Origin of the sequence: Streptomyces hyderabadensis (assembly GCF_020404845.1) — a bacterium.
Classification (GTDB): domain Bacteria; phylum Actinomycetota; class Actinomycetes; order Streptomycetales; family Streptomycetaceae; genus Streptomyces; species Streptomyces hyderabadensis.
The window spans coordinates 1-22,889 of record NZ_JAIOJZ010000041.1 but is presented as its reverse complement, the minus strand read 5'-3'; the positions used below and the strand labels follow the sequence as shown (position 1 = coordinate 22,889).

Genomic DNA, 22,889 nt, shown 5'->3' with positions numbered 1-22,889 from the left:
TGGCGATCTGATGCGCCCGTGGGCGACCTGGTTCATCGGCACCGTCACCAAAGTCGTCACGTCAACCGGCACCGCGATCGCCCCCGGCGTCCCTTCCCGAGCCCAATCGCAACCGCATGACGTCGGTCGCCGAGGCCGTCCTCACCCTGGAGAGGCAGCGCTGAAAACGCTCACCGACGATCAACTTCTGGCACAGGACACTAGAATCCCGCCATGGCGGAACCTGTGAGTCCACAACAGGGCAGTGTCAGAAGCGTGTTTGCCGCCCGGCTCAGACGACCGTGCACACGTGGGCGAAGGCGGCTCGTCCTCGGCAAGGGCTGCTCTGGCCGCGGTCGCCACGACGCTCGTCCTCTGTTCCGGGCCCGCGCCCGGTGATCACGCACCGGCGGTGGTGTGCTCCGACACCGGCAACACCAGCCTGACCGCCGACGTGGACCCGGACGGGCAACTGGACGAGTTACACGACCCCGACCGCTCGGGACAGGGTTCCGTCCTTTTCTTCTGTGCTGACCTGTGGGCCGTAGCTCCGCATGGGGAAAACAGATGCGGTCTGGTAGCCCCGCATACGACTTCTTCACTCGCCCGCAGGGGCTCACGAAGACGACCTTGCCCCTTCCTGACGTTCTCGATCTTCGCTCTCGCGCGCCCTGCCGGGCCGCACTCATGATCTCACCGCGGCCCGTACCCACCCGATCATCCGGATCTACGAATGCCAGGGTGTCCCCGTCGTCGCCGACCGTGCCTACACGGACGCCGGCCCCTGGGTCACAACCGGACTCAAACGGCCACCGGGGCGGCGAGCTCACCCTCACCCGGCGCACCGTCAACCGGGCCCTGACGGCAGCCCGGGCACCGGTCGAGCGCGGCATGGTACGGCTGAAGTCCTGGCAGATCTTCCGCAGATCCCGCACCTCAGCCGCGTGACCGTCATCGCCAAAGCTGTCCTCACCCTGGAGAGGCGACGCCGAAAACGCTCACTAAGAAGGTTGTCCAGCCATGGAACGCCTCGGAGGTGGCTGTCTTCGCCGCTGCGATGAAGAGTGACCGCCTGTTCGCGCCGCTGCTGCTGTCCGTGATGGGGTTCCGTCCGGCGGAGGTCTGCGGCCTGCGGTGGTCGGACATCGACCTGGACGCGGCACGCTGAACGGTCGGCGGCTTCGAACGCGGGCCCGCACAACAATGGACGCAAACGGCCTTCGCAGGGGCCGTCTGTACGATGCTCGGGCGTCTTGCCTCGCGTACTTCGCCAACAACGGGGTGACGGATCACCTGCTCGCCGGGTGGGCCGGGCACACCGACGTGAACGACGAAGAAGTGGTACGTGAAGCCGGACGTGGCGGGCCTGCTTCCAGCGGCGGAGGCTTGGGGAGGTCTCGCGGGGGGTGTGTGAAAGATCGTGACAGATGAAGGTGTGGACCCGTGACCGAAGGCAAGACCGAGACGCTGCAGTACCGCTTTGACGGGCCGGAACACCTACCAGTCCTGATCCTGGGGCCGTCCCTCGGCACCACATGGCACATGTGGGACCGGCAGGTGCCCGAGCTGGCTCAGCAGTGGCGGGTCTTCCGCTTCGACCTGCCCGGGCACGGCGGCGCCCCGGCCCACCCGGCGGGGTCCGTCGCCGAACTCACCACGCGTCTGCTGGCCACCCTCGACGGACTCGGCGTGCAGCGCTTCGGGTACGCCGGCTGCGCGTTCGGCGGCGCCGTCGGCATCGAGCTGGCGCTGCGCCATCCCGAGCGCCTCGCCTCCCTGGCGCTGATCGCCGCCTCGCCCCGGTTCGGCACCGCCGACGAGTTCCGCCAGCGCGGCGTGATCGTGCGCACCAACGGGCTCGACCCCATCGCCCGCAGCTCCCCGGAGCGCTGGTTCACCGGCGGGTACGCGGCCGCCCAGCCCGCGATCACCGAGTGGGCCGTGCAGATGGTGCGGACCACCGACCCCGGCTGCTACATCTCCGCCTGCGAGGCCCTCGCCGCGTTCGACGTGCGCGGTGAACTCGGCCGGGTCGGCGTCCCCACCCTGGTCCTCGTCGGCTCCGACGACCAGGTCACCGGGCCCGCCGAGGCCCGCACCCTGGTCGCCGGCATTCCCGACGCGCGCCTCGCGGTCGTGCCGGGCGCCTCCCATCTGGTCCCGGTCGAGCAGCCCGCGGCCGTCACCGACCTGCTGGTGCGGCACTTCACCACCGCCTGGCAGGCCGTCCCGGATGCCACCTCCACCGGGCAGGTCCCCGTGCCGGTCCACCCCGCCGCACACCCGGTCCCGGCCGCCGGACCCGCCGCCGTGCCGGTCCAGCCGGGGCCCGCCCAGCCGCCGCAGAGCGCGCCCATCGCCGAGATCGCCCCGCCGCCCGCCGTGCCGCCGCAGGCACCGGGGCGGCCCGATCCGTACGACGCGGGGCTCAAGGTGCGCCGCGAGGTCCTCGGCGACGGGCACGTCGACCAGGCGCTCGCGCAGGCGGACGAGTTCTCGGGGGACTTCCAGGAGTTCCTCACCCGGTACGCGTGGGGGGAGATCTGGGACCGGCCGGGCCTCGACCGGCGCTCGCGCAGCTGCGTCACCCTCACCGCCCTCGTCGCCGGGGGCCACCTGGAGGAGCTGGCGCCCCACCTCCGGGCCGCCCTGCGCAACGGCCTCACCCCGGGCGAGATCAAGGAAGTACTGCTCCAGGCGGCCGTCTACTGCGGCGTGCCGGCCGCCAGCGGCGCCTTCCGGGTGGCCCAGCAGGTCATCCGAGAGGAGACGACGCCGCCCGAGTGAGCCCCGCGGGCCGGGAGCGGGGCTTCGGCGGCAGGATGGAGGGCATGAAGCTCACCAAGAAGTCGCACGCCTGCGTCCGCCTCGAGAAGGACGGGCAGACCCTCGTCCTGGACCCCGGCGGATTCAGCGAGGAGGACGCCGCCCTCGGCGCGGACGCGATCCTCGTCACCCACGAGCACCCGGACCACTTCGACGAGCTGCGGCTGCGCGCCGCGATGGAGGACAACCCGGCCGCGGCGATCTGGACACTGAGGTCGGTCGCCGAGAAGATCTCGGCGGCGTTCCCGGGACGCGTCCACACCGTCGGCCACGGCGACACCTTCACCGCGGCCGGCTTCGACGTACAGGTCCACGGGGAGCTGCACGCGGTGATCCACCCGGACATCCCGCGCGTCACCAACGTCGGCTTCCTCGTCGACGGCGGCAAGGTCTTCCACCCCGGTGACGCCCTGACCGTCCCCGGCCAGCCGGTCGAGACGCTGCTGCTGCCGGTCATGGCCCCGTGGAACAAGATCGCCGAGGTGATCGAGTACGTCCGCGAGGTCAGGCCGCGGCGGGCCTACGACGTCCACGACGCGCTGCTCACCGACCTCGCCCGCCCGATCTACGACCGGCAGATCGGCGAGCTGGGCGGCTCCGAGCACCTGCGGCTGACCCCCGGGGACTCGGCGCGGCTCTGAGGCGCCGCCCCGGGCGGGACCGGTTGTCAGTCCCGCCCGGTAGGTTGTGGGACATGCGCATCGCGACCTGGAACGTGAACTCGATCACCGCCCGCCTGCCGAGGCTGCTGGCCTGGCTGGAGAGCAGCGGCACCGACGTGCTGTGCCTCCAGGAGGCCAAGGTCGCCGAGGCGCAGTTCCCCTTCGACGAGCTGCGCGCGGCGGGCTACGAGGCGGCGGTCCACGCCACCGGCCGGTGGAACGGGGTGGCGGTGCTCTCCCGCGTGGGCCTTGAAGACGTGGTCAAGGGCCTGCCCGGCGACCCGGGCTACGAGGGCGTCCAGGAGCCCCGCGCGATCTCCGCCACCTGCGGACCGGCCCGCGTCTGGTCGGTGTACGTGCCCAACGGGCGCGAGGTGGACCACCCCCACTACGCCTACAAGCTCCAGTGGTTCGAGGCCCTGCGCGCCGCCGTCGAGGGCGACGCCGCGGGCAGCCGCCCCTTCGCGGTGATGGGTGACTACAACGTCGCGCCGACGGACGACGACGTCTACGACCGGTCGGCCTTCGAGGGCGCCACCCACGTCACCCCGGCCGAGCGCGCCGCCCTCGCCTCGCTGCGCGGGGCCGGCCTGTCCGACGTGGTCCCGCGCCCGCTCAAGTACGACCACCCCTTCACGTACTGGGACTACCGCCAGCTCTGCTTCCCCAAGAACCGCGGCATGCGCATCGACCTGGTGTACGGCAACGAGTCCTTCGCCAAGGCGGTCACCGACTCCTACGTCGACCGCGAGGAGCGCAAGGGCAAGGGCGCCTCCGACCACGCGCCGGTCGTGGTCGACCTGGACCTCTAGTCACGCGCACAGCCTCCGCGCGCCCTGTGGTGCACCTGGCGGTACGAATGTCAGTCTGGAGGTATGAACTTCCCCTTCCTGGGCAAGCGGCGCGAAGATCCCCGGGCGCACGACGCCGAGGGCATCGGCGAGCTGCTCGCCGACTGCGATCTGCTGCGCTCGCAGGCGCTGCGGGAGGGGGTCGGGCTCGACGACTCCGCCCTCTCCCTGGAGCAGCTCGACCAGATGCTGCCGCGCTGGCGCGGCGACGAGGAGATCCTGACCTGGCTCGGTAACGACGCCGGTCTGTACCTCGGCACCGTGATCGTGCGCACCGTGCCCGGTGCCGCCTGGACCATCCGGTCCGACGGGCAGCCGGTCGTCCGGCTCGCCTCCGGCCGCGAGTTCGACGTGGTGGCGAACGGCCACGCGTGGGCGGAGGACGGCGTGCCCGAACTCTCGCAGCTGTACGGCGAGGTCGCCGAAGCGTGAAGTCCTGGCCCTGCTTCCGGCTTAAATAGGGGTAATGCCCGAAAGGTGCGTGTCGGCGGCATTGTTGATGTTTGTCTGGATACGTTGCAGTGGTCGGAGGGACACGAACGCACGGGGGACCTACGCAGGGTGCAGCCGGAGATCACTGCTCGCGGGCGAGGAGAAGGTCAGCTGCACACCGGCGAGCGACCTCGTCGAGGCGCTGCTCGACGACATGACGCTCGCCGGTCGGCTCAGCGTGCGGTGCCGGAGGGGGCCGAGGGCAGATACCGGGGCGCCCGCCAGGCGTCCAGCCGGTGCTCCACCGCCGCACCCAGGGACAGCAGTTCGGCGTCCTGGCGGTCGCCGGCCATGAGGAGCAGTCCGACCGGCAGCTCACCGACGAAGCCGGCCGGCACGGACAGCGAGGGGTACCCGGCGACGGCGGCGGGGGTGGAGGACGGGATCACGTCGTTGTCGCCGCGCGCACAGTCGGTGGTCCAGGCGGGCGGGTTCGCCGGGGAGGCGATGGCGTCCAGGCCGTGCGCGGCCATGACCTCGTCGATGGACCGCCGGGACAGGTCCGTCAACTCCGCGCGCATCGCCCGGTACTCCGGATCGGTGGTGGGCGGTGCGGCCAGCGCCTGCTCGAACAGCTCCTGGCCGGCGAAGCAGGTCTGCTCCCGCGGGTGCGTGCGGTTGAACTCGATCAGCTCGGCCAGGTCCTGCGGCCCGCCCCGGGTGGGGAGGTAGGCGTCGATGTCCCGGTGGAACTCGCTCAGCAGCGCCGGGAACTCCAGTTCGGCCAGCCGCTCCTGGTACGGCATGCTCACCTCGACGACCTCGGCCCCCGCCGCGGTCAGCCGCTCGGCCGTACGGGTCATGAGCGCGTCCACCTCGGCGCCGAGCGACGGCAGCCGCCACAGGCCGATCCGTTTGCCGCGCAGGGCGCCGGGGCGGGCGGTCGCGTCCGTAAGGCCCGCGTCCGTGAGGCCCGGTGCGTCGCCGGCGCGCAGGGTGTCGCGGCCGCCGAGCACGGAGAGGGTGAGCGCGGCGTCGATCACGTTGCGGGCCATGGGCCCTGCGGTGTCCTGCTCCGCGGAGATCGGTACGACGCCCGACTGGCTGACCACTCCGAGGCTGGGCTTGAGGCCGACCACGCCGTTCATCCCGGCCGGGCACACGATGGAGCCGTCCGTCTCGGTCCCGATCGCCACCTGGGCCAGCGACGCGGCGAGCGCCGCGGCCGAACCGGAGGACGAACCGCAGGGATTGCGGTCCAGGACGTAGGGGTTGTTGGTCTGCCCGCCCACCGCCGACCACCCCGACGTCGGCTTGGCCGCGCGGAAGTTGGCCCACTCGGACAGATTGGTCTTGCCGAGGATCACCGCGCCGGCCGCCCGCAGCCTGGCGACCAGGACGGCGTCGGCGTCCGGCGGGCTCCCGGCGAGGGCCAGCGACCCGGCGGTGGTCGGCATGTCGCGGGTGTTCACATTGTCCTTGAGCAGGACGGGGATGCCGTCCAGCGGGCCGCGGGTCTTGCCGAGGCGGTGCCGCAGATCGCTGGCGGCGGCCTGGCGCAGGGCCGTGGGGCTGGTGCGCAGCACCGCGTTGATCTTCGGGTCGACGGCCTTGATCCGCCGCAGGTAGGCGCGGGTCAGCCTGAGCGAGGACAGCGAGCCGCGGTTCATGCGGGCCTGCAGTTCGGGGATGGTCACCGTGTCGAGGTCGACTCCGCCGACCAGCGTCGACTCGGCGGATCGCGCCGTGTCGCCGGGTCCGGAATCAGCGGCCGCGGCCCGGTGACCGGGCGCCGCCGCGACGAGGGGGACCACGACCAGGAGTGCGGTCAGGGCCGCCAAGCTTCTCTTCTTCATGGCGGACAGCCCACTACACCGGCCCGTCCGGCACAAGTAGGTCCTCGACCGCGGCAGTTGGCGCGGGTGGCAGGGCACGGGGGCGGTGTGCGACCCCTTGACGAGACCCCGCCCTTCGCTAAGGTCTAGACCTGCACGCGTAGGTCTAGACCTGCGCTGCGGGGTTGCCTGATCGGCAACGTCGTGAGCCGGGGCAGGCTGATTCGACGTGGACCGAAGGGAAAAGTGATGTCATGCGCATGAAAAGAAAGCTGGCGGCGGCCGTGGGTGCGCTGGTCGCTCCCGTGGTGGCCCTGAGTCTGCCGGCGCCGACGGCGAGCGCCCACGGCTGGGTGGTCTCGCCGGGGAGCCGGCAGGACCAGTGCGCCAACCGCGTGGTGCAGTGCGGACAGATCAAGTGGGAACCGGCGAGCGTCGAGGGCCCGAAGGGGCTGCGCAACTGCAGCGGCGGAGACGCCCGTTGGGCCGACCTGGACGACGACAGCAAGGGCTGGCGGGTCACCCCGATCGGCACCACCCACACCTTCACCTGGACCATCGAGGCGCGGCACGCCACCAGCAACTGGCAGTACTTCATCGGCGACCAGAAGATCGCCCAGTTCGACGGGCACGGCGCGCTGCCGCCCGCATCGGTCAGCCACCAGCTGGACTTCGGCGGGTTCAGCGGGCGGCAGAAGGTGCTCGCGGTCTGGAACATCGCGGACACCGCCAACGCCTTCTACGCCTGCATCGACGTCAACATCGGCGGTGGTGACGACGGTGGCGGGGACGACGGCGGTGGCGACGACGGAGGCGGTGACGACGGTGGCGGCGACCAGCCGGGCGACTGCGTCGCGGCGGCCTGGAGCGCCGGGAGTGTCTACAACGGCGGCGAGACCGTCTCCCACGACGGTCACACCTGGCGCGCCAAGTGGTGGGTGACCGGGGAGGAGCCCGGCACCACCGGCGAATGGGGCGTCTGGGAGGACCTCGGCGCCTGCTGAAGCGCCGTACCGGCTGATGCCGCCGTACCGGGGGCGACCGGCCGGCGTACGCACCGGAAGGAAGCGTGCGTCGGCTCGCGCCGCCCCCAGGCCGGTCCTGGCCGGTACGCATCTCAGAGCCTTCTGATAACGCGCCGTTAGCGTCCGGCCGGTGGTGTGCGATCGACCGGTCTCGTGAAGGAGCGCCATGACGGAACAGTTTCCCGGTGCAGTCCTCGATCTCCTCGACGCGGCGGGCGACCGCACCGTCTTCGAGCACGACGGCCGGGAGGTGAGCGGGCGGCAACTGCTCGGCATGACCCGGCGGGTGGCTGCCGCCCTGCGGCGGCACGGCCTCGGGCCGGGCCACCCCGTCGCCCTGCTGCTCGGCGTCGGCCCCGAGGCGTTCGCCGCCGTCATCGCCGCCTACACGGTCGGAGCCCGGGTGGTCGGGGTGCGGCCCGGCATGACGGACCACCAGCAGGCGGCCCTCCTGCGCGACGCCGAGGTCACGGTCGCGATCACGGACCGGGCCGGCGGACCGGACGGAGCGGACGCCCGGCCGACGGGCGTCGTCCTCCAGCTCGACGAGCTGCTTGCGACGCCGGACGACGGTACGCGGCCCCGCGTCTCGGGCCGCCCGCAGGACGTCGCCCGGCTCATCCACACCAGCGGCAGTACCGGTGTGCCCAAGGCCTGCGTCCAGACGTACGCGGCGATGACCGCGGCCTGGGCGCTGCGCCCCGAGGACTGGCCGCCCGCGGTCCGGGAACTGGCGGGCCGGCTGGACAGGTTCCTCGTCTTCGGCACCCTGGCCAGCCAGGTGATGCTCGAATACGGCCTGCTCGCGCTCGCCGCCGGGGGCGTCCTGGTCGCGGCCGACCCGCCGGACCTCCCCGGGGCCCTCGTGCGCCACCGGGCGACCGCGAGCGTCATCACGGTCGGGCGGCTGAACCGGCTGGTGACGGGCCTGCGCTCGGCGCCCGCCGACCTCGGCACCCTGCGCGCGCTCATGGTCTCCGGCTCACCGCTGGAACCGGGCCGGGCGCGGGCGGCGGCGGAGGTGCTCGGCCCGGTCGTCTTCCACGGGTACGGACAGACCGAGACCGGCATGATCTCCATGGCCACGCCCGCCGATCCGCCCGGCTCGCTCGGTGTGCCGCCCGTCGACCTGGAGGTCTGGGATCCCTCCGGCCGCCCGGTCCCGGCCGGCACCGAGGGGGAGATCTTCGTCCGTACGCCGTCGCAGGGTTCCGGGTACTGGGGCCAATCCGGGCTCGGGGACGAGGTGTTCGTGGACGGCTGGGTCCGCACGCGCGACCTCGGGAGCCTTGACGCCCAGGGGCGGCTGTGGCTCTCGGGGCGGACCCGGGACGTGGTCATCGTCGATGCCAACGTGTACTACACCGGCCCCGTCGAGCGGCTGCTCGCCCGTCACCCGGCGGTGACCGAGGCGTACGTCGTCGCCGTCCCCGACGATGCCACGGGGGAGGCCGTGCACGCCTTCGTCGTCCCCACGGCCGGTCGGGTGCCCGCCCTCGACGAGCTGCGCGCGCTGGTGACGGCCCGGTTGGGCGAGGCCTGCGCGCCGACCCGCCTCACCCTCATCGACGAGGTGCCGCTCACCGCGGCCGGGAAGCCGGACAAGCGGCGGCTGACGTCCGGGAGTTGAGAAGGCACGCCACCTCCCCTCCGGGCGGGGCGCCCCACCGGGGCCGCCCCCCGCCGTCCCCGACGGCGGGGCCCCTGTTCGGCGGGTCGCTCCCCAGGATTGCCCCCGCCACCGCGGGCCGCCCCCACTGGCGGGTCGGCCCCCGCCGGGCTACCCCCTCAGGATTGCCTTCTCTACGGGGCCCACGGAGGACGGCTTCCGATGGCGGGCCCACCCTGGGTCGCGCACCCAGGGACCCCCACTCGGCGGGCCGCCCCCAGGGCCGGGCCGCTCCCTCCACGGCGGACTCCCTCCGGCGGGCGGTCGCCCCCTCCACGGCGGTCCCCCCGGGTGCAGCCCCCCCCGGCGGGCCGCCCCCGGCAGATCGACGTCACGACGGGCCGTCCCGCCGGGTCGGCACCCTCAGGCGGGTGGCGACCCGGCGGTTCGGCGGGGACGGGCACAGGAGGCGCCGGTTCACTGACCCACCGCGACGGCCTCCCGTGGGCGGCCCGCGCGTGCCCGGTCGCGGCGGTCCAGCAGGGCCAGCAGCGGGGTCGCCATGACCGTCGTCGTGATGGCGACGACCACCAGGGCGCTGAACATCGCCTGTGTCACGATGCCCGCCGCCAAGCCCAGGTTGAGGGCGATCAGCTGCATCAGGCCGCGCGCGTTCATCAGCGCGCCCACCCGCAGCGCGACCGGGCCGGGCTCGCCCGCGATGCGTGCCGCGAGCCAGCAGGCGCCGAACTTGCCGACGACCGCGACCGCCACGCACCCCGCGGTGAAGAGCAGGACCGGACCCGAACCCAGCAGGGTGAAGTCGGTGTTCAGCCCCGAGTAGGTGAAGAACAGCGGCACGAAGACCGCCCCCACCGGCTTGAGGGTCCGCACCGTGTCGTCGAGCCGGGCCGAGCGGGGGAAGACGACGCCGAGGCTGAACGCGCCGAACACCGCGTACAGCCCGATCACGTCGGTGTACCAGGCGACCAGGAACAGCACGCCGACCAGGGCGAGCAGGAGCTGGTCGGCGCCGGCACGCTCGGCGAGCAGCGTCGTACGGCCGCGCAGCCGTACGCCCACGGCCAGCACCGCGATCAGGCCGAGGCCCCCGGCGACGGCCACCGAGACCTTCCCGGCGCTGCCGCCCGCGATGCCGAAGACCCCGGCCAGCAGGACCCAGGCCGCCGCGTCGTCGACCGCCCCGGCCCCCAGGGACAGGGCGCCGAACCGGGTCTTCGCCAGGTTCCGTTCGGCGATGATCCTGGCCAGCATCGGGAACGCCGTCACCGCCAGCGCGACACCGACGAACAGCCCGGACACCGTCAGCGACACGTCCGGGGCGAGCGCACCCGTGCGTTCGCCGACGGCGGCGATGAGCGCGACTCCGAGCACCGTCGGCACCACCAGCCCGGCCGCCGACACCAGCCCGGCCGACCGGGCCACACCGCGGAGCCGGTCCGCGCGGAAGTCCCAGCCGACGTGGAACATGAACGCCACGAGCCCGATCTGCCCCACCACGTAGAGCACCGGCCGCAGTTCCGTGGGGAAGAGCGCCGACTCGACGCCGGGCAGCAGGGCGCCCAGCACCGAGGGGCCCAGCACCACGCCCGCGAGCATCTCACCGACGACGGGCGGCTGTCCGACCGTCTGCACCAGTCGGCTGACGACGCGGCACACCGCGAGGATCACGACGACCGAGAGGAAGAACGCGGGGCCCAGCTCCGTGGTACTCATCCGTTGCTCTCCTTGTTCTCCGTGGTCTCGTTGCTCCCATGGCTCCCCCCGTGGTGGGCCACCGGACAGCGTCCGGGGCCCGGTTCGTCGAAGTACCGGGCCGCCAGGCGCAGCCGACGGGCGTGCAGCACCATGACCGTGCCGAGCACCAGCTGCCGCACGCCCCGGGTGACGTCCTCCACGCCGTCGCGCAGCCGGACGAACCGGCGCATGGTCTCCAGCCGGCGCCGGCCGGGGGACAGTCCGCGGGGGATCAGCAGACAGGGCGCGCGGTGCGGGTTGGATCGGGTGTGCGAGGCCGTCGAGTCGAGCCGGAAGCGGCGCAGCACCTCGCGCACCGCGACGCGCAGCACGATCGGGGACACCCGCCACGCGGGGCAGGGACGGTTCGCCGCGACCCCGAACGGGATGTACCGGACCTTCCTGGCCGCGGGCTCCGACCAGCGGTCCGGATCGAACTCGTCGGGCCGTTCATGGCCGGTGGCCTGGTAGTCGGGGTAGCTGAAGCACACGACGGACCCGGCCGGCAGCACCGTCGTGTCGTCGAGCGGCACCTCGTCCGTGGTGATGCGGTGGGCGATCCCGAACAGCGGGTACAGCCGCAGTGTTTCGTCGATCACCCGTGCGAGGTACCGGTCGTCGTCCGGGCGTTCCCACAGGCGGCGCTGCACCCGCGGATGACGGGCCAGGGCGAGCAGGACGTGTGCGGTCGCCTCCGACAGCTGGACGACCGCCGTGTTGAAGAACGTCCCCTGCAGATACAGCGCCTGCTCGGCGGGCGTCAGGGAGGCCGGCAGCCGGTGCGGCACCTCACCGGCGGCGATCCGCTCGCGCAGGTACGCCGTCAGCCGCGCCCGGCGGCGCGGGTGCCGCAGCCCGGTGCACTTCAGGGCGCTGATCACGTCGTCGGCGTGCGCGGTGATCAGGTCCCGGGCGTGCGGCGGGCACGGCCGGCGGAAGACCAGCTCGTAGGCGAAGGCCGCCCACGCCGGCATCAGCAGGTCGCGCAGCCGCACCAGGCTGATGCGCGTGCCGGGCAGCGTGTCCAGTACGTCCGCGACGGCCCGCCCGGCCGCCTCGGCGAGTGCGGCGGAGGAACCCGCGAGGATGCGGCGTGTGGTGGCGGCGACCTCGTCGTAGCGCGCTCCGGGCTCCAGGTGCTCCTGGTGCACCTCGGGACCCGGCGCGAGCCAGTACCAGAACAGGTCGGACAGGCCCGCGCCCGCGCTCCGGCCGTTCGCGGCGGGATGGGCGTACACCCGCTCGAACACCTCCGGCCCGTGGGTGGCGTTGGGCAGGGTCACCACCCGGTCCCCGTTGACCTTCTCGAAGACGCGCACGCGCAACGCCACCACCGTGCGCGGCAGCCACCACGAGGCGGGCCGCCGGGTGCCGCTCACCATGCCGCGTCCCCGCGGACGACCATGTCGGCGCTCAGATCGGCGTTGCGGCGCCCGCCGCACAGGGCGAGCGTGTGGTCGTACTCGTCGAGCAGCGTGCGCAGCACCTCGCGGACGCCCGTCTCGCCCTCGGCCGCCAGCCCCCACAGCACGGGGCGTCCCACGCCGACGGCCGCCGCGCCCAGCGCGAGCGCGACGGCCACGTCACCGCCCCGGCGCACCCCGCCGTCCAGGAGGACCGGCACCGCGCCGGCGACCGCCTCGACGACCGCGGGCAGGCAGTCCACGGACGCCGCGGCGGTGTCGCACTGGCGGCCCCCGTGATTGGACACGATCACACCCGCCGCGCCGTGGTCGACGGCCAGCCGCGCGTCCGCCGGGTGGAGCACCCCCTTGATCCACACGGGCAGCGTGGTCATGCCCACCGTCTCGGCGAAGTCCCGCCAGGACGCCGCCGGGTGCATCGGGATGTCGGTGAGGGCGCCCGGCGGGGCGCCCGGCAGGTCGCGCATGTTCTCCGCGGCGTATCCGGGCGGCAGGTCGTCGAAGCCGTTGCGCAGGTCCCGGGTGCGCCGGCCGAAGAGCGGCGAGTCGGCGGTGACGACCAGCGCCGAACAGCCGGCCTCCTCGGCCCGCCGCACCAGCGCCTCGGTGACCTCCCGGCGCGGGTGCGGGTACAGCAGGAACCACACCGCCGGGTCCGCGGCCGCCTCGCGGGCCGCCGCGACGACGGCCGGCACCGCCGTCGTCGCGGCGACGCCGGTCACCAGGACGGCGCCCTCGGCCGCGGCGGCACGCGCCGTGGCCCGCTCGCCGTCCGGGTGCAGCAGCCGGTGGAAGGCGGTCGGCGCGACCACCACCGGCGCCGCCCGCCGGGCGCCCGGCAGGTCGACGCCGGTGTCCCGGCGCTCGGCGCCGCGCAGCACCCGGGGCAGCAGCGCGTACCGGTCGAACGCCCGGCCGTTGGCCGCCAGGGCGCGCTCCTCGCCCGCGCCGCCCGCCACGTAGTCGTAGTGGACGGGGTCGAGCGCCGCGCGCGCCGCGTCGTGCAGTTCGCGGAGGGTCACGGCGCCACCGGGGCCACCGCGTCGCGCCGGGCGGCGAGGAACGCCCGCAGCGGGGCACGGTGGTACTCCTCGCTGTCCCACTCGTTCTCCAGGTTCGACGCGAGGTGGTGCTCGGCGACGAACGCGCCCTGCCGGTACCAGCGCACCACCGGGTGCAGATAGCGGCCGTCCAGTCCGGAGACGTCGTACTGCGACCCGCGGCCCGCACTCACGTCGAAGGGGTCGACGAGGTCGTGGTCCTTGCCGTACTCCAGGGTGATCACGGCGTGCGCCTCGACGTCCCCGAAGTCCCCGGCGGCGACGGCGCCCGGCACATGGGCGACCGGGACCTCCTCGGCGTAGCGCATGGTGCCGTCCGGGGCGAGGGTGAGCAGGTCGCCGAGGACGGCGAACTGCTGCCACAGGGCCGACGACCGGTTGACCCGGCCGATCACGGCGTCCACGGCCCGCTCCGTGGCGTCCCCCAACTCAGTGGCGGGCCACGGCTCCTGGTGGTGGCGCTGCCGCAGTCCCCGGTACAGGGCCCGCACCATGTAGCGGAAGCCGTGGATGAAACCGGTCGTGGCCTTCCGGAAGTCCCGGCCCTGCATCAGCGTCCCGGCGAAGTACAGGCCGGGCACGTTGACCGACTCGCTCAGGGGCGTCAGCTCCGGGAAGCGGCCGTCGACCATCAGGTCCGGCGTGCAGGTCTCGTCGAAGAGCGAGACGTCGCAGCGGAACCCGGTCGCCACGATCACCCGGTCGTAGCGCAGGTCCTTGACCACGTCCTCGTTGCGTTCGAAGGCGAACTGGACCCGGTAGCCGTCGGCGTCCCGCCGGATGTCGAGCACCCGGCCGTCCAGGAGGGCGTTCTGCGACTTGAGCTGGTAGCTGTCCAGGAAGTTGTTGTAGACCGCCCGCAGATGACCCACGTAGTGCGTGCGCCAGGCCATGCGCAGCGAGCCCGAGCCGGCCACGTGGATGACCGCCGCGTTCTCCATCAGGTTCTCGGCGGTCTCGAACGCCGAGTTGCCCCGCCCGATGATCAGCACCCGCTGATCCGTGTACGCCGCCGGGTCGGTGTCGATGGTGTCGTAGCGCTCGGCCAGTTCGACGCCCGGGACCGACGGCAGGTTCGGCAGCGGCATGCCGGTGGCGACCACCAGGTGCCTGGCCCGCCACCGCGTCCCGGCGTCGTCGGTGACGGTGAACCCCTCGGCGTCGCGGGTGACGTGCCGTACGGCGGTGTCGTAGCGCACCCGCACCCCGGTCCGGTCGGCGAAGTCCGCCAGGTAGCGCACCAGGTCGTCGGCGGGCGGGAAGTAGCGCGGGCTGTACCGGGTGAACACCAGCTCCGGGTCGTCGCTCAGCAGTGAGTTCCAGTCCATCCGCAGCCGCAGCTCCGGATCGTCGTACCCGGTGTGCACCTTGTTGTTCGAGATCAGGTAGCGGTGGCGCGGGAAGCGCGTGAAGAACGCGCCCGGAACGCTGCCGCGCTCCAGGACGACGTAGTCCGCGCCGTCCCGCTCCAGGAAGGAGGCGAGCTGCAGGCCGGCCGGGCCCGCTCCGACGATGAGGTAGTCATGGCATTCAGGGCTCATGGCACGGAAGGTAGCCACGGGATTTCAGAGCGCTCTGAGATCCGCGGCCTACGTTCCCCGGTGTGCTGACCTCCACGGACACCGTCCCGCTCTCCGGCCCCCTGGACGCCGCCGCCCTGCGCCGCGCGGCGCACCCGCTCACCGTCACGGTGGACGAGGAGGCCCGCGCCCGCGTCGAACGCGGACGCCGTCTCTTCCACGCGCTGCGGCACGGACCCGGCGGCGCGGACCGCCGGATCTACGGCGCCGACACCGGCTTCGGCGCCCTCGTCGGCTACGCCGGCCGCACCGACGACGCCGACCAGTGCGACAACACCCTGGCGCACCTCGGCGCGGGCCAGGGACCGGACCTCGCGCCCGGGATCGTCCGAGCCGCCCTGCTGCTGCGCACCCGCTCCCTCGCCCAGGGGTTCTCGGGCGTGTCGGCCGAGGTGGTCGACCGGCTCGCCGCGATGTTCGCCACCACCTTCGCGCCCGCCGTCCCCCGCTACGGCTCCGTCGGCGCGAGCGGCGACCTCATCCCGCTCGCCTACGCCACCCAGGCCCTGCGCGGCCGCGGCCACGCCTACCTGGACGGCGACCGGATGCCGGCCGGCGAGGCGCTGACCGCGGCCGGACTGCGCCCCCTCGTCCTCGACGGACGCGATGCGCTCGCCCTGGTCAACGGCACCTCCGTCACCACCGCGGCCACCGCGCTGGCCCTCGACTCCGTGCGCGCCGCGCACCGCTCGCTCACCGCGCTCAGCTGCCTGCTGACCGACCTCCTCGGCTGCGACACCGGCTTCCTCGACGCCGACCTGCTGCGGGCCTACGGCCACCCCGGCGCCGTCGACGTGGGCGGCCGGATGCGGCAGGCCCTGGCGGGCGGGGCGCCCTCGGGCACCCGGCCGCTGCAGGAGCCGTACAGCATCCGCTGCGCCCCGCAGCTGCTCGGCGCCGCCGAGGACGCGCTGCGCCACGTCGACGGTGTCGTCGCCGCCGACCTCGGCGGGATCAGCGACAACCCGCTGTTCTTCCCCGGCACCGGCCCCGACGCCGGGCTCGGCACCGGCACCGAGGGGGCGGGGGAGGGGAAGGTCGTGCACGGCGGGAACTTCTTCGGGCAGCCCGCCGCGTTCGCCGCCGACCTGCTGGCCTCCGTCACCGCGCAGCTCGGCAACCTCGCCGAACGGCAGCTCGACCTCCTGGTGGACCCGGCCCGCAACGGCGGGCTGCCGCCGATGCTCGCCACCGAGCCCGGAGCGCAGCACGGTCTGCAGGGCGTGCAGCTGGCCACCACCGCGTTCGTGGCGGAGATCCGCCGGGCCGCGACCCCGGCCGGCATGCAGAGCCTGCCGACCAACCTGCACAACCAGGACGTGGTGCCCTTCGGCACACAGGCGGCCCTGCGCGCCCACGACATGGCCGAACTGCTCGGCCTGCTGTGCGGATCGCTCGCCCTCGGCCTGCGCCAGGCCGCCCACGTCGGAGCCCGCCGCCCCACCGCACCCCGGTGCGGTGAACTCCTGGACGCCCTCGCCGACGCGATCCCTCCGGTGGACCCGGACCGCCCGCTGGACTCGGACGTCCGCACCGCCGTCCGCCTGCTGGTCAGGTACGCCCGGCCTTGACCCGGCGCGGTACGAGACGGGGCGCCCGGCCGCCGGGCGGCCCGACGGTCACGGCCGGGGTGCCGCCCGGCGGGAGCCGGATGGTGAACCGGGCGCCGTGCCCGGGGTGTCCGGTCGCGGTGACCGTCCCACCGTGGTGGGTGACGACCTCCCGCAGCAGCGCGAGCCCCAGCCCGTACCGGCCGGTGGACCCGCCCCGGTGGAACCGTTCGAAGAGGCGTTCCGCCTCCGCCGGGTCGAAGCCCTTCCCGGTGTTCGCGACGGTCAGTGTGACCGCGCCGCGGGTCCGGGTCAGGGCGACCTCGATCCGCCCGCCCGGCGGGGTGTGGCCGACGGCGTTGGACAGCAGCTCTCCGACGGCCCGGCGCAGCGCCGACTCGACACCGTCGACGAACAGGGGGTGCGGCGGACCGTCCACGACGACGGTGAGCCGGCCGTCGCGCACCCGGTCCGCCTCCTCCGCGACCACCGCACGGGCCAGGGCCACCAGATCGACCGGCCGGTGGTCCGCCGGCCGGGCCGGGCCCGCCGCCAGACTCGCGGACAGCAGCAGGTCGTCCAGCACCTCTCCGAGCCGGCCGACCGAGCCGACCAGCCGCGTCAGCCCCTCCCGGTGCCGGGCGGGCAGGTCCTGGGCCGTCGCCTGCCGGGCCAGCAGCTGCGCCCGCGTGTACGCCTGGGTGACCGGGGTGCGCAGCTCGTGGCTGGCGTCCGTGACGAACCGGCGCTGCCGGGTGAGCGCCTCCGCCAGCGGGGACACGGCGAGCCGCCCGAGGACCACTCCGGTGGCGGCCGCGGCCAGCAGGCCCACCACCTCGGCGACCCCCAGCGCGAACCACAGGTGCTGGCGGTCGGCCAGCTGGAAGCGCAGGTCGAACACCGCCTGCACGACCTGCCCGTCCGGCCTGACCTGGGTACGCACCAGGTACTGGGTGTCGTCGCGGCGCACGGTGCGTTCCACCGCCTCGTGGGTCCGGCGCACCCGCCGCATGTCGCTCTGCACGGGGAAGCCCGCCGGGGCGTTGGCCAGCGGGGTCGAGCCGCGCGCGAACAGCCAGGTGCACACCGGCGGACTGGACAGGTCGCCGCGCTCCGCGCCGTAGCGCAGCTCCCGCCACACCTGGTCGCTCTGCGCCCGCGTCATGACGGTGTCGGCGACCCCGCCGACGACGGTGACCAGCAGGGTGATGATCGCGCCGGTCAGCACGGCGATGCGCAGCCGGGCCCGGCGGACCGCCGCCCGTTCCCCGGACGCCGACGCGCTCACAACGCCCCCAGCCGGTAGCCCAGTCCGTGCACGGTGCGCACCACCTGCCGGCCGAGTTTGCGGCGCAGGTAGTAGACGTAGGTGTCGACGATGGAGGAGGCCGGTGCCTCCTGGAACACCAGCCGGCGCAGCTCCGCGCGGGTGTGGACGGCGTCGGGGTGCGAGGCGAGCACCCACAGCAGGGCGAACTCCCGCGCGGCGAGCGCGATCCGCTCGCCGTCCGCCTGCTCGACCTCGCGCAGGCCGACGTGCAGGCGCCCCGAACCGATCCGCAGGACGTCGCTGCCCGCCAGCGAACGCCGGCACAGCGCCCGCAGTCTGGCCCCCAGCTCGTCCAGCTCGAACGGCTTCACCAGATAGTCGTCGGCACCGGCGTCCAGGCCGTCGACCCGGTCGTGCACGGTGCCCATCGCGGTCAGCATCAGCGCCGGTGTGCGGACCGCGCGGTTGCGCAGCCGGCCCAGCAGGTCCAGGCCGTCCAGCACCGGCAGCCGCCGGTCGACGACGAAGACGTCGTACCGCCGGGTGAGACCCAGGTGCAGACCTTGCTGCCCGTCGGTCGCGACATCGACGGCGTAGCCCTCGTCGCGCAGCACGTCGGAAAGCATCACGACCAGTTCCCGGTCGTCCTCTATCAGCAGCAGCCGCCACGGGTCCCGCGCGAGCTCCTGTGTCATGTCCACTCCTCTTCAGCCCCGCATCGGCCTCAACGCCCCTGCGGCACAAGGAAGTTCCCGGGACGGGAGAGCGGTGGCGGGCGAGTGGACAGGAGGTGGCCGGTGGGTTCAGGAGGGGTTCCAGGCGCGGCCCTCCAGCTCCTCGATGCCGTGGTTGAACTCGACCATCAGGGTGAGGAACTGCTGGGTGCGCTCCTCGTCCCAGCCCGCCGCCTCGATCAGTCGCGCGGCCCCCGCCCGGCTGATGGCCCGGTCGGCCGCCAGCCGCTCCAGGCCGAGCGGGGTGGGCCGGAAGGTGCGGGCGCCTCCCTTCGTGGTCGCCTCGATGCGCTCGACCAGGCCGTGCCGGAGCATGGTGCTCATCTGCCGGTTGATGGTCGACACGTCGGCCTGGAAGGTGTGGGCCAGCTCCTTGAGCGTGAGGGGGTCGCCGGTCTCCAGGCGGGTGAGCAGCACATAGGCCGACCGGTCGAGGCTCTGGCCGATGCGCGGGCCGCGGGACGCGATGAAGTGCCTCGACAGCAGGGTCAGCTCGCGTTCCAGGTCGTTCAGGCGGCGCTCCTGCCCGCTCGGCTCCGTCATGTGTCCCCTGCTCCCTTGCTCCGGATTCGCCCCACCAGTGTCCACGGCCGGGTGCCGCCCCCTCCGCCCGCCCCGGGGCGTTTCCGTTGCCGAGGCATGTGTATGTAACATGCACATCGTAGCCACGGAAGGAACGGTCGGCATCATGAACGCACGCACACTCCAGGGCAGGACCGCCATCGTCACCGGGGGTGCCTCCGGGATCGGCGGCGCCGTCACCAGGGTCTTCGTCGAGCGCGGCGCCCGGGTCGTCGTGGTCGACCTGCAGGAGGAGGCCGGGCGGCGCATCGCCGCCGAACTCGGCGACGCCGTGGTCTTCCTCCGGGGCGACGTCACCGACCGGAAGGTCGCCGACACGGCCGTGGCCACCGCCGTCGAGCGGTTCGGGTCGCTCGACGTGCTGGTGAACAACGCCAGCGTGTCGCGGCAGAAGCCGTTCGAGGAGCAGACGGACGACGACTGGAACCTCGCCATGGACACCGGTCTGTACGCGACCCGCAACTTCATGCTCGCCGCACTGCCCGAACTGAAGCGGGCCCAGAACGCCTCCGTCATCAACTTCGGCTCCGGCGCCGGGCTCAACGGCCAGCCGAACCAGGCCTCCTACGCCGCGGCGAAGGAGGCGATCCGCGGCCTGAGCCGGGTGGCCGCCAACGAGTGGGCCCGGTACGGCATCCGCGTCAACGTGGTCTGCCCCATGGCCCTGACCGCCGGGGTGGCCCAGTGGGCCGAGGCCCGCCCCGAGCAGTACGCGCAGTCCGCCGCCTCCGTGCCGCTGGGCCGCTTCGGCGACCCGGACCGCGATGTCGCGCCGGTCGTCGCCTTCCTGGCCGGGGACGACGCGCGGTACATGACCGGGCAGACCGTCATGGCCGACGGCGGCGCGGTGAAGCTCCGCTGAACCGGGGCGCACCATCCCGCGCCACCCCTCACCCGCTCCCCCCTCACCGAGAACCCCCAGGAGAAGACCGTCATGGGAACCATCGCCGTCACCGGCGCCGCGTCCGGCATGGGCGCTGCGATCGCCGACCGGCTCACCGCGCAGGGCCACCGCGTCATCGGCGTCGACCTGCGCGGCACCGAGGTGGAGGCCGACCTCGGCACCCCGGCGGGCCGGACCGCCGCGGCGGCCGAGATCACCCGGCTGTGCGAGGGACGGCTCGACGGCTTCGTGCCGTTCGCCGGGATCTCGGGCGGCGCGGGACGCCCCGCGAGCCTCCTCGTCTCCGTCAACTACTACGGTGCCGTCCGGCTGCTGGAGGCACTGCGGCCGGCGCTGGCCGCCGCGGGGGAGTCCTCCGTGGTGCTCGCCTCCTCCAACTCCGTCACCACGCAGCCCGGCTGGGACCCCGGGCTGGCCGAGACCTGCCTGGCGGGCGACGAGGAGGCGGCCCGGGCGCTCGCGGACGCCCGGGCCGACGAGGGCGGCGTCCTCACCTACCCGGCCACCAAGGCCGCGATCGCCTACTACACCCGCACCCGTGCCTCCGACTACATCGCGGACGGCATCCGCCTCAACGCCATCGCCCCGGGCTTCATCGACACCCCGATGACCCGGGCGGGCCGGAAGGACCCGCGGATCGCCGCCGGCATCGAGGCCTTCCTCCGGTCCGTTCCCGCGGGCCGGGCCGGCACTCCCGAGGAGGTCGCGGAACTGGTCCTCTTCCTGCTGTCCGCCAAGTCGGGCTACTGCGTGGGCACGGTGATGTACTGCGACGGAGGCCTGGACGCCGATCTGCGCGCCCTGGACTGGCCGAAGGTGCGAACGCCGCAGGGGTAGCCGGCGGAGCGGGAGGCGGGCCGCGGGGTGATATCGATGCCAGTCGCCTATAAATTGCCCTTGCGACGGCGATTGGCATCGATAACATGATCTGCCATAGTCACAGCTACCGATGGCCGGTCCGGTTTCCCCGCGCCACCGCTGTCAAGGAGGCCCCGTGCAGCGATCCACCCTCACCTACGCCGACGGCGCCCTCCTGCGCGACGGGCACCCGCACCGCATCCTGGCGGGCTCGCTGCACTATTTCCGGGTCCACCCCGGACACTGGGCCGACCGGCTGCGACGGCTGGCCGCCCTCGGACTGAACACGGTCGACACCTACGTGCCGTGGAACTTCCACGAACGCACCGAGGGCGACACCCGCTTCGACGGCCCGCGCGACCTGGCCCGCTTCGTCCGGCTCGCCCAGGACGAGGGGCTGGACGTGGTCGTCCGGCCGGGCCCGTACATCTGCGCCGAGTGGGACAACGGCGGCCTGCCCGCCTGGCTGACCGGGACCCCCGGCATGCGGCTGCGCACGTCCCACGGACCCTTCCTCGAAGCGGTCGGCCGGTGGTTCGACGAGCTGATCCCCCGCGTCGCGGAACTCCAGGCCGCCCGGGGCGGACCGGTCGTGGCCGTGCAGATCGAGAACGAGTACGGCAGCCACGGCGACGACCACTCCTACGTCCGCCACATCCGCGACGCCCTCGTCGCCCGCGGCATCACCGAACTGCTCTACACCGCGGACGGCCCGACCCCGCTGATGCAGGACGGCGGGGCACTGCCCGGCGAGCTGGCGGCGGCGACCTTCGGTTCACGCCCCGCCGAGGCCGCGGCGCTGCTGCGCTCGCGCCGCCCCGACGAGCCCTTCTTCTGCGCCGAGTTCTGGAACGGCTGGTTCGACCACTGGGGCGAGAAGCACCACGTGCGGTCGGCGGCGAGCGCGGCCGAGGACCTCGGCGGCATCCTCGACGAGGGCGGCTCCGTGAGCCTCTACATGGCGCACGGCGGCACCAACTTCGGGCTGTGGGCGGGCGCCAACCACGAGGACGGCAGTATCCGGCCGACCGTCACCAGCTACGACTCGGACGCCCCCGTCGCCGAGAACGGTGCCCTGACCCCGAAGTTCTTCGCCCTGCGGGAGAGGCTGACCGCGCTCGACGGCGCCGCGCCCCCGCGCCCGCTGCCCGCCGACCCGCCGCTGCTCGCCCCCCGCGACCTGCCGGTCACCCCGCGGGCCGCCCTGCTCGGCGCGCTGCGCGCGGCGGCCGAACCGGTGGCCGCGCCGCTGCCGCTGAGCTTCGAGGAACTGTCCCTGGCCTCCGGCCTGGTGCTGTACGAGGCCGAGCCGCTGCTGCCGCCGGGTGACCACGAGCTGACCGTCACGGGTCTGCACGACCGTGCCCAGGTGTTCGTCGACGACGCACCCGTCGCCGTACTGGACCGCGAGAACGCCTCGTTCACCGTGTCCGGTTCCGGAGCCCGGATCCGGCTGGCGCTGCTGGTGGAGAACCAGGGGCGGATCAACTACGGGCCGCTGCTCGGCCAGGGCAAGGGCATCCTCGGCGGCGTCCGGGTGGAGCGCCGGCTGGTGCACGGCTGGACGGTGCGTGCGCTGCCGCTCGACGCGTGGACGCCGCGGGACACCGAACGCGCCGCGGCGGCGGGCCCCGCGGACGGCCGGGCGGGGTTCGCCACCGCCGTCCTGTCCGTGACCGAACCCGCGGACACCTTCGTCGCGCTGCCCGGGTTCGGCAAGGGCTTCCTGTGGGTCAACGGCACCCTGCTCGGACGCTACTGGGAGATCGGACCGCAGACCACCCTCTACCTGCCCGGCCCGCTCCTGCGCCCCGGCGACAACACCCTGACCGTGCTGGAACTGGAACGCCTCGGCGACCGGATCGCCCTGCGCGAGCGCCCCGACCTCGGTCCGCCCCAGGAATACGTCGAGACCTTCGACTGAGGCCCCGGGCCGACGGCGGCCGGGC

At 73.6% G+C, this 22,889-nt stretch carries 18 protein-coding genes and 1 pseudogene; 11 read left to right on the top strand and 8 right to left on the bottom strand.

Annotation, left to right across the window (positions count from 1 at the left end; genetic code table 11):
* Positions 1 to 638 precede the first annotated feature (638 nt).
* From K7854_RS26740 to K7854_RS26720, 5 genes and pseudogenes are all read left to right on the top strand, one after another.
* Positions 639 to 968: pseudogene (locus K7854_RS26740) on the top strand (transposase family protein); the annotation flags it as partial.
* A gap of 454 nt (positions 969 to 1,422) precedes the next feature.
* Complete coding sequence (pcaDC, locus tag K7854_RS26735) at positions 1,423 to 2,766, top strand: bifunctional 3-oxoadipate enol-lactonase/4-carboxymuconolactone decarboxylase PcaDC (protein ID WP_226029097.1); 1,344 nt, start codon at positions 1,423 to 1,425, stop codon at positions 2,764 to 2,766.
* A gap of 44 nt (positions 2,767 to 2,810) precedes the next feature.
* On the top strand, positions 2,811 to 3,446 hold the full coding sequence (locus K7854_RS26730) for an MBL fold metallo-hydrolase (RefSeq protein WP_226029096.1): 636 nt from the start codon (positions 2,811 to 2,813) through the stop codon (positions 3,444 to 3,446).
* Positions 3,447 to 3,499: 53 nt separating this feature from the next.
* The gene (locus K7854_RS26725; protein ID WP_226029095.1) at positions 3,500 to 4,279 is read left to right on the top strand and encodes an exodeoxyribonuclease III; all 780 of its coding nucleotides are present in this window, start codon (positions 3,500 to 3,502) and stop codon (positions 4,277 to 4,279) included.
* 63 nt (positions 4,280 to 4,342) lie between these two features.
* On the top strand, positions 4,343 to 4,750 hold the full coding sequence (locus tag K7854_RS26720) for a DUF6278 family protein (RefSeq protein WP_226029094.1): 408 nt from the start codon (positions 4,343 to 4,345) through the stop codon (positions 4,748 to 4,750).
* A 233-nt stretch (positions 4,751 to 4,983) separates the two neighbouring features.
* Here the strand turns inward: K7854_RS26720 and K7854_RS26715 are convergent, their stop codons facing one another.
* Entirely contained in the window at positions 4,984 to 6,606 is a 1,623-nt protein-coding gene (locus tag K7854_RS26715; protein WP_226029093.1) for an amidase, read from the bottom strand.
* Positions 6,607 to 6,839: 233 nt separating this feature from the next.
* Here K7854_RS26715 and K7854_RS26710 point away from each other — a divergent pair, with 233 nt between their 5' ends.
* Entirely contained in the window at positions 6,840 to 7,589 is a 750-nt protein-coding gene (locus tag K7854_RS26710) for a lytic polysaccharide monooxygenase (protein WP_226029092.1), read from the top strand.
* A gap of 187 nt (positions 7,590 to 7,776) precedes the next feature.
* The gene (locus tag K7854_RS26705) at positions 7,777 to 9,240 is read left to right on the top strand and encodes a class I adenylate-forming enzyme family protein (RefSeq protein ID WP_226029091.1); all 1,464 of its coding nucleotides are present in this window, start codon (positions 7,777 to 7,779) and stop codon (positions 9,238 to 9,240) included.
* Between the two features lie 456 nt (positions 9,241 to 9,696).
* On the opposite strand, the gene K7854_RS26700 is transcribed toward K7854_RS26705, so the two are convergent.
* From K7854_RS26700 to K7854_RS26685, 4 genes are read right to left on the bottom strand one after another with little or no spacing between them, the layout of a single operon-like run.
* The gene (locus K7854_RS26700; RefSeq protein WP_226029090.1) at positions 9,697 to 10,956 is read right to left on the bottom strand and encodes a cation:proton antiporter; all 1,260 of its coding nucleotides are present in this window, start codon (positions 10,954 to 10,956) and stop codon (positions 9,697 to 9,699) included.
* Positions 10,953 to 12,359: a cytochrome P450 gene (locus K7854_RS26695; protein ID WP_226029089.1), complete on the bottom strand. Its 1,407-nt coding sequence runs from the start codon at positions 12,357 to 12,359 to the stop codon at positions 10,953 to 10,955. The genes K7854_RS26700 and K7854_RS26695 overlap by 4 nt, the downstream gene beginning before the upstream one ends.
* Entirely contained in the window at positions 12,353 to 13,423 is a 1,071-nt protein-coding gene (locus K7854_RS26690; RefSeq protein WP_226029088.1) for an alpha-hydroxy acid oxidase, read from the bottom strand. The genes K7854_RS26695 and K7854_RS26690 overlap by 7 nt, the downstream gene beginning before the upstream one ends.
* Complete coding sequence (locus K7854_RS26685) at positions 13,420 to 15,003, bottom strand: NAD(P)-binding domain-containing protein (RefSeq protein ID WP_226029087.1); 1,584 nt, start codon at positions 15,001 to 15,003, stop codon at positions 13,420 to 13,422. Before K7854_RS26685 ends, K7854_RS26690 begins: the two co-directional genes overlap by 4 nt.
* Positions 15,004 to 15,065: 62 nt before the next feature.
* Between K7854_RS26685 and K7854_RS26680 the strand changes: the two genes are divergently transcribed.
* Positions 15,066 to 16,613: an aromatic amino acid ammonia-lyase gene (locus K7854_RS26680; protein WP_226029086.1), complete on the top strand. Its 1,548-nt coding sequence runs from the start codon at positions 15,066 to 15,068 to the stop codon at positions 16,611 to 16,613.
* Here the strand turns inward: K7854_RS26680 and K7854_RS26675 are convergent.
* The 3 genes from K7854_RS26675 to K7854_RS26665 all read right to left on the bottom strand — a co-directional run bounded on the left by K7854_RS26675 (position 16,594) and on the right by K7854_RS26665 (position 19,139).
* Positions 16,594 to 17,880 (bottom strand): sensor histidine kinase, encoded by a 1,287-nt coding sequence (locus K7854_RS26675; RefSeq protein ID WP_226029085.1) that lies wholly within the window; start codon positions 17,878 to 17,880, stop codon positions 16,594 to 16,596. The two genes, K7854_RS26680 and K7854_RS26675, sit on opposite strands and share 20 nt — an antisense overlap.
* Positions 17,877 to 18,557, bottom strand: a complete 681-nt coding sequence (locus K7854_RS26670) for a response regulator transcription factor (RefSeq protein WP_226029084.1) — start codon at positions 18,555 to 18,557, stop codon at positions 17,877 to 17,879. Before K7854_RS26670 ends, K7854_RS26675 begins: the two co-directional genes overlap by 4 nt.
* Before the next feature lie 108 nt (positions 18,558 to 18,665).
* Positions 18,666 to 19,139, bottom strand: a complete 474-nt coding sequence (locus K7854_RS26665) for a MarR family winged helix-turn-helix transcriptional regulator (RefSeq protein ID WP_226029083.1) — start codon at positions 19,137 to 19,139, stop codon at positions 18,666 to 18,668.
* 145 nt (positions 19,140 to 19,284) lie between these two features.
* Between K7854_RS26665 and K7854_RS26660 the strand changes: the two genes are divergently transcribed.
* The 3 genes from K7854_RS26660 (at position 19,285) to K7854_RS26650 (ending at position 22,864) form a co-directional block, all read left to right on the top strand.
* Positions 19,285 to 20,040, top strand: a complete 756-nt coding sequence (locus K7854_RS26660; protein WP_226029082.1) for an SDR family NAD(P)-dependent oxidoreductase — start codon at positions 19,285 to 19,287, stop codon at positions 20,038 to 20,040.
* Between the two features lie 72 nt (positions 20,041 to 20,112).
* Complete coding sequence (locus K7854_RS26655; RefSeq protein WP_226029081.1) at positions 20,113 to 20,919, top strand: SDR family oxidoreductase; 807 nt, start codon at positions 20,113 to 20,115, stop codon at positions 20,917 to 20,919.
* Between the two features lie 112 nt (positions 20,920 to 21,031).
* A complete protein-coding gene (locus tag K7854_RS26650) occupies positions 21,032 to 22,864 on the top strand; it encodes a glycoside hydrolase family 35 protein (protein ID WP_345603557.1) in 1,833 nt (610 codons plus the stop codon).
* Positions 22,865 to 22,889: the final 25 nt, after the last annotated feature.

Bases quoted from the DNA above. Each gene is read 5' to 3' on its own strand.
- K7854_RS26665 (WP_226029083.1), bottom strand. From the start codon at position 19,139: ATGACGGAGCCGAGCGGGCAGGAGCGCCGCCTGAACGACCTGGAACGC.
- K7854_RS26720 (WP_226029094.1), top strand. From the start codon at position 4,343: ATGAACTTCCCCTTCCTGGGCAAGCGGCGCGAAGATCCCCGGGCGCAC.
- K7854_RS26710 (WP_226029092.1), top strand. From the start codon at position 6,840: ATGCGCATGAAAAGAAAGCTGGCGGCGGCCGTGGGTGCGCTGGTCGCT.
- K7854_RS26660 (WP_226029082.1), top strand. From the start codon at position 19,285: ATGAACGCACGCACACTCCAGGGCAGGACCGCCATCGTCACCGGGGGT.
- K7854_RS26670 (WP_226029084.1), bottom strand. From the start codon at position 18,557: ATGACACAGGAGCTCGCGCGGGACCCGTGGCGGCTGCTGCTGATAGAG.
- K7854_RS26685 (WP_226029087.1), bottom strand. From the start codon at position 15,003: ATGAGCCCTGAATGCCATGACTACCTCATCGTCGGAGCGGGCCCGGCC.
- K7854_RS26725 (WP_226029095.1), top strand. From the start codon at position 3,500: ATGCGCATCGCGACCTGGAACGTGAACTCGATCACCGCCCGCCTGCCG.
- K7854_RS26700 (WP_226029090.1), bottom strand. From the start codon at position 10,956: ATGAGTACCACGGAGCTGGGCCCCGCGTTCTTCCTCTCGGTCGTCGTG.
- K7854_RS26715 (WP_226029093.1), bottom strand. From the start codon at position 6,606: ATGAAGAAGAGAAGCTTGGCGGCCCTGACCGCACTCCTGGTCGTGGTC.
- K7854_RS26655 (WP_226029081.1), top strand. From the start codon at position 20,113: ATGGGAACCATCGCCGTCACCGGCGCCGCGTCCGGCATGGGCGCTGCG.
- K7854_RS26695 (WP_226029089.1), bottom strand. From the start codon at position 12,359: ATGGTGAGCGGCACCCGGCGGCCCGCCTCGTGGTGGCTGCCGCGCACG.
- K7854_RS26705 (WP_226029091.1), top strand. From the start codon at position 7,777: ATGACGGAACAGTTTCCCGGTGCAGTCCTCGATCTCCTCGACGCGGCG.
- K7854_RS26650 (WP_345603557.1), top strand. From the start codon at position 21,032: ATGGCCGGTCCGGTTTCCCCGCGCCACCGCTGTCAAGGAGGCCCCGTG.
- K7854_RS26730 (WP_226029096.1), top strand. From the start codon at position 2,811: ATGAAGCTCACCAAGAAGTCGCACGCCTGCGTCCGCCTCGAGAAGGAC.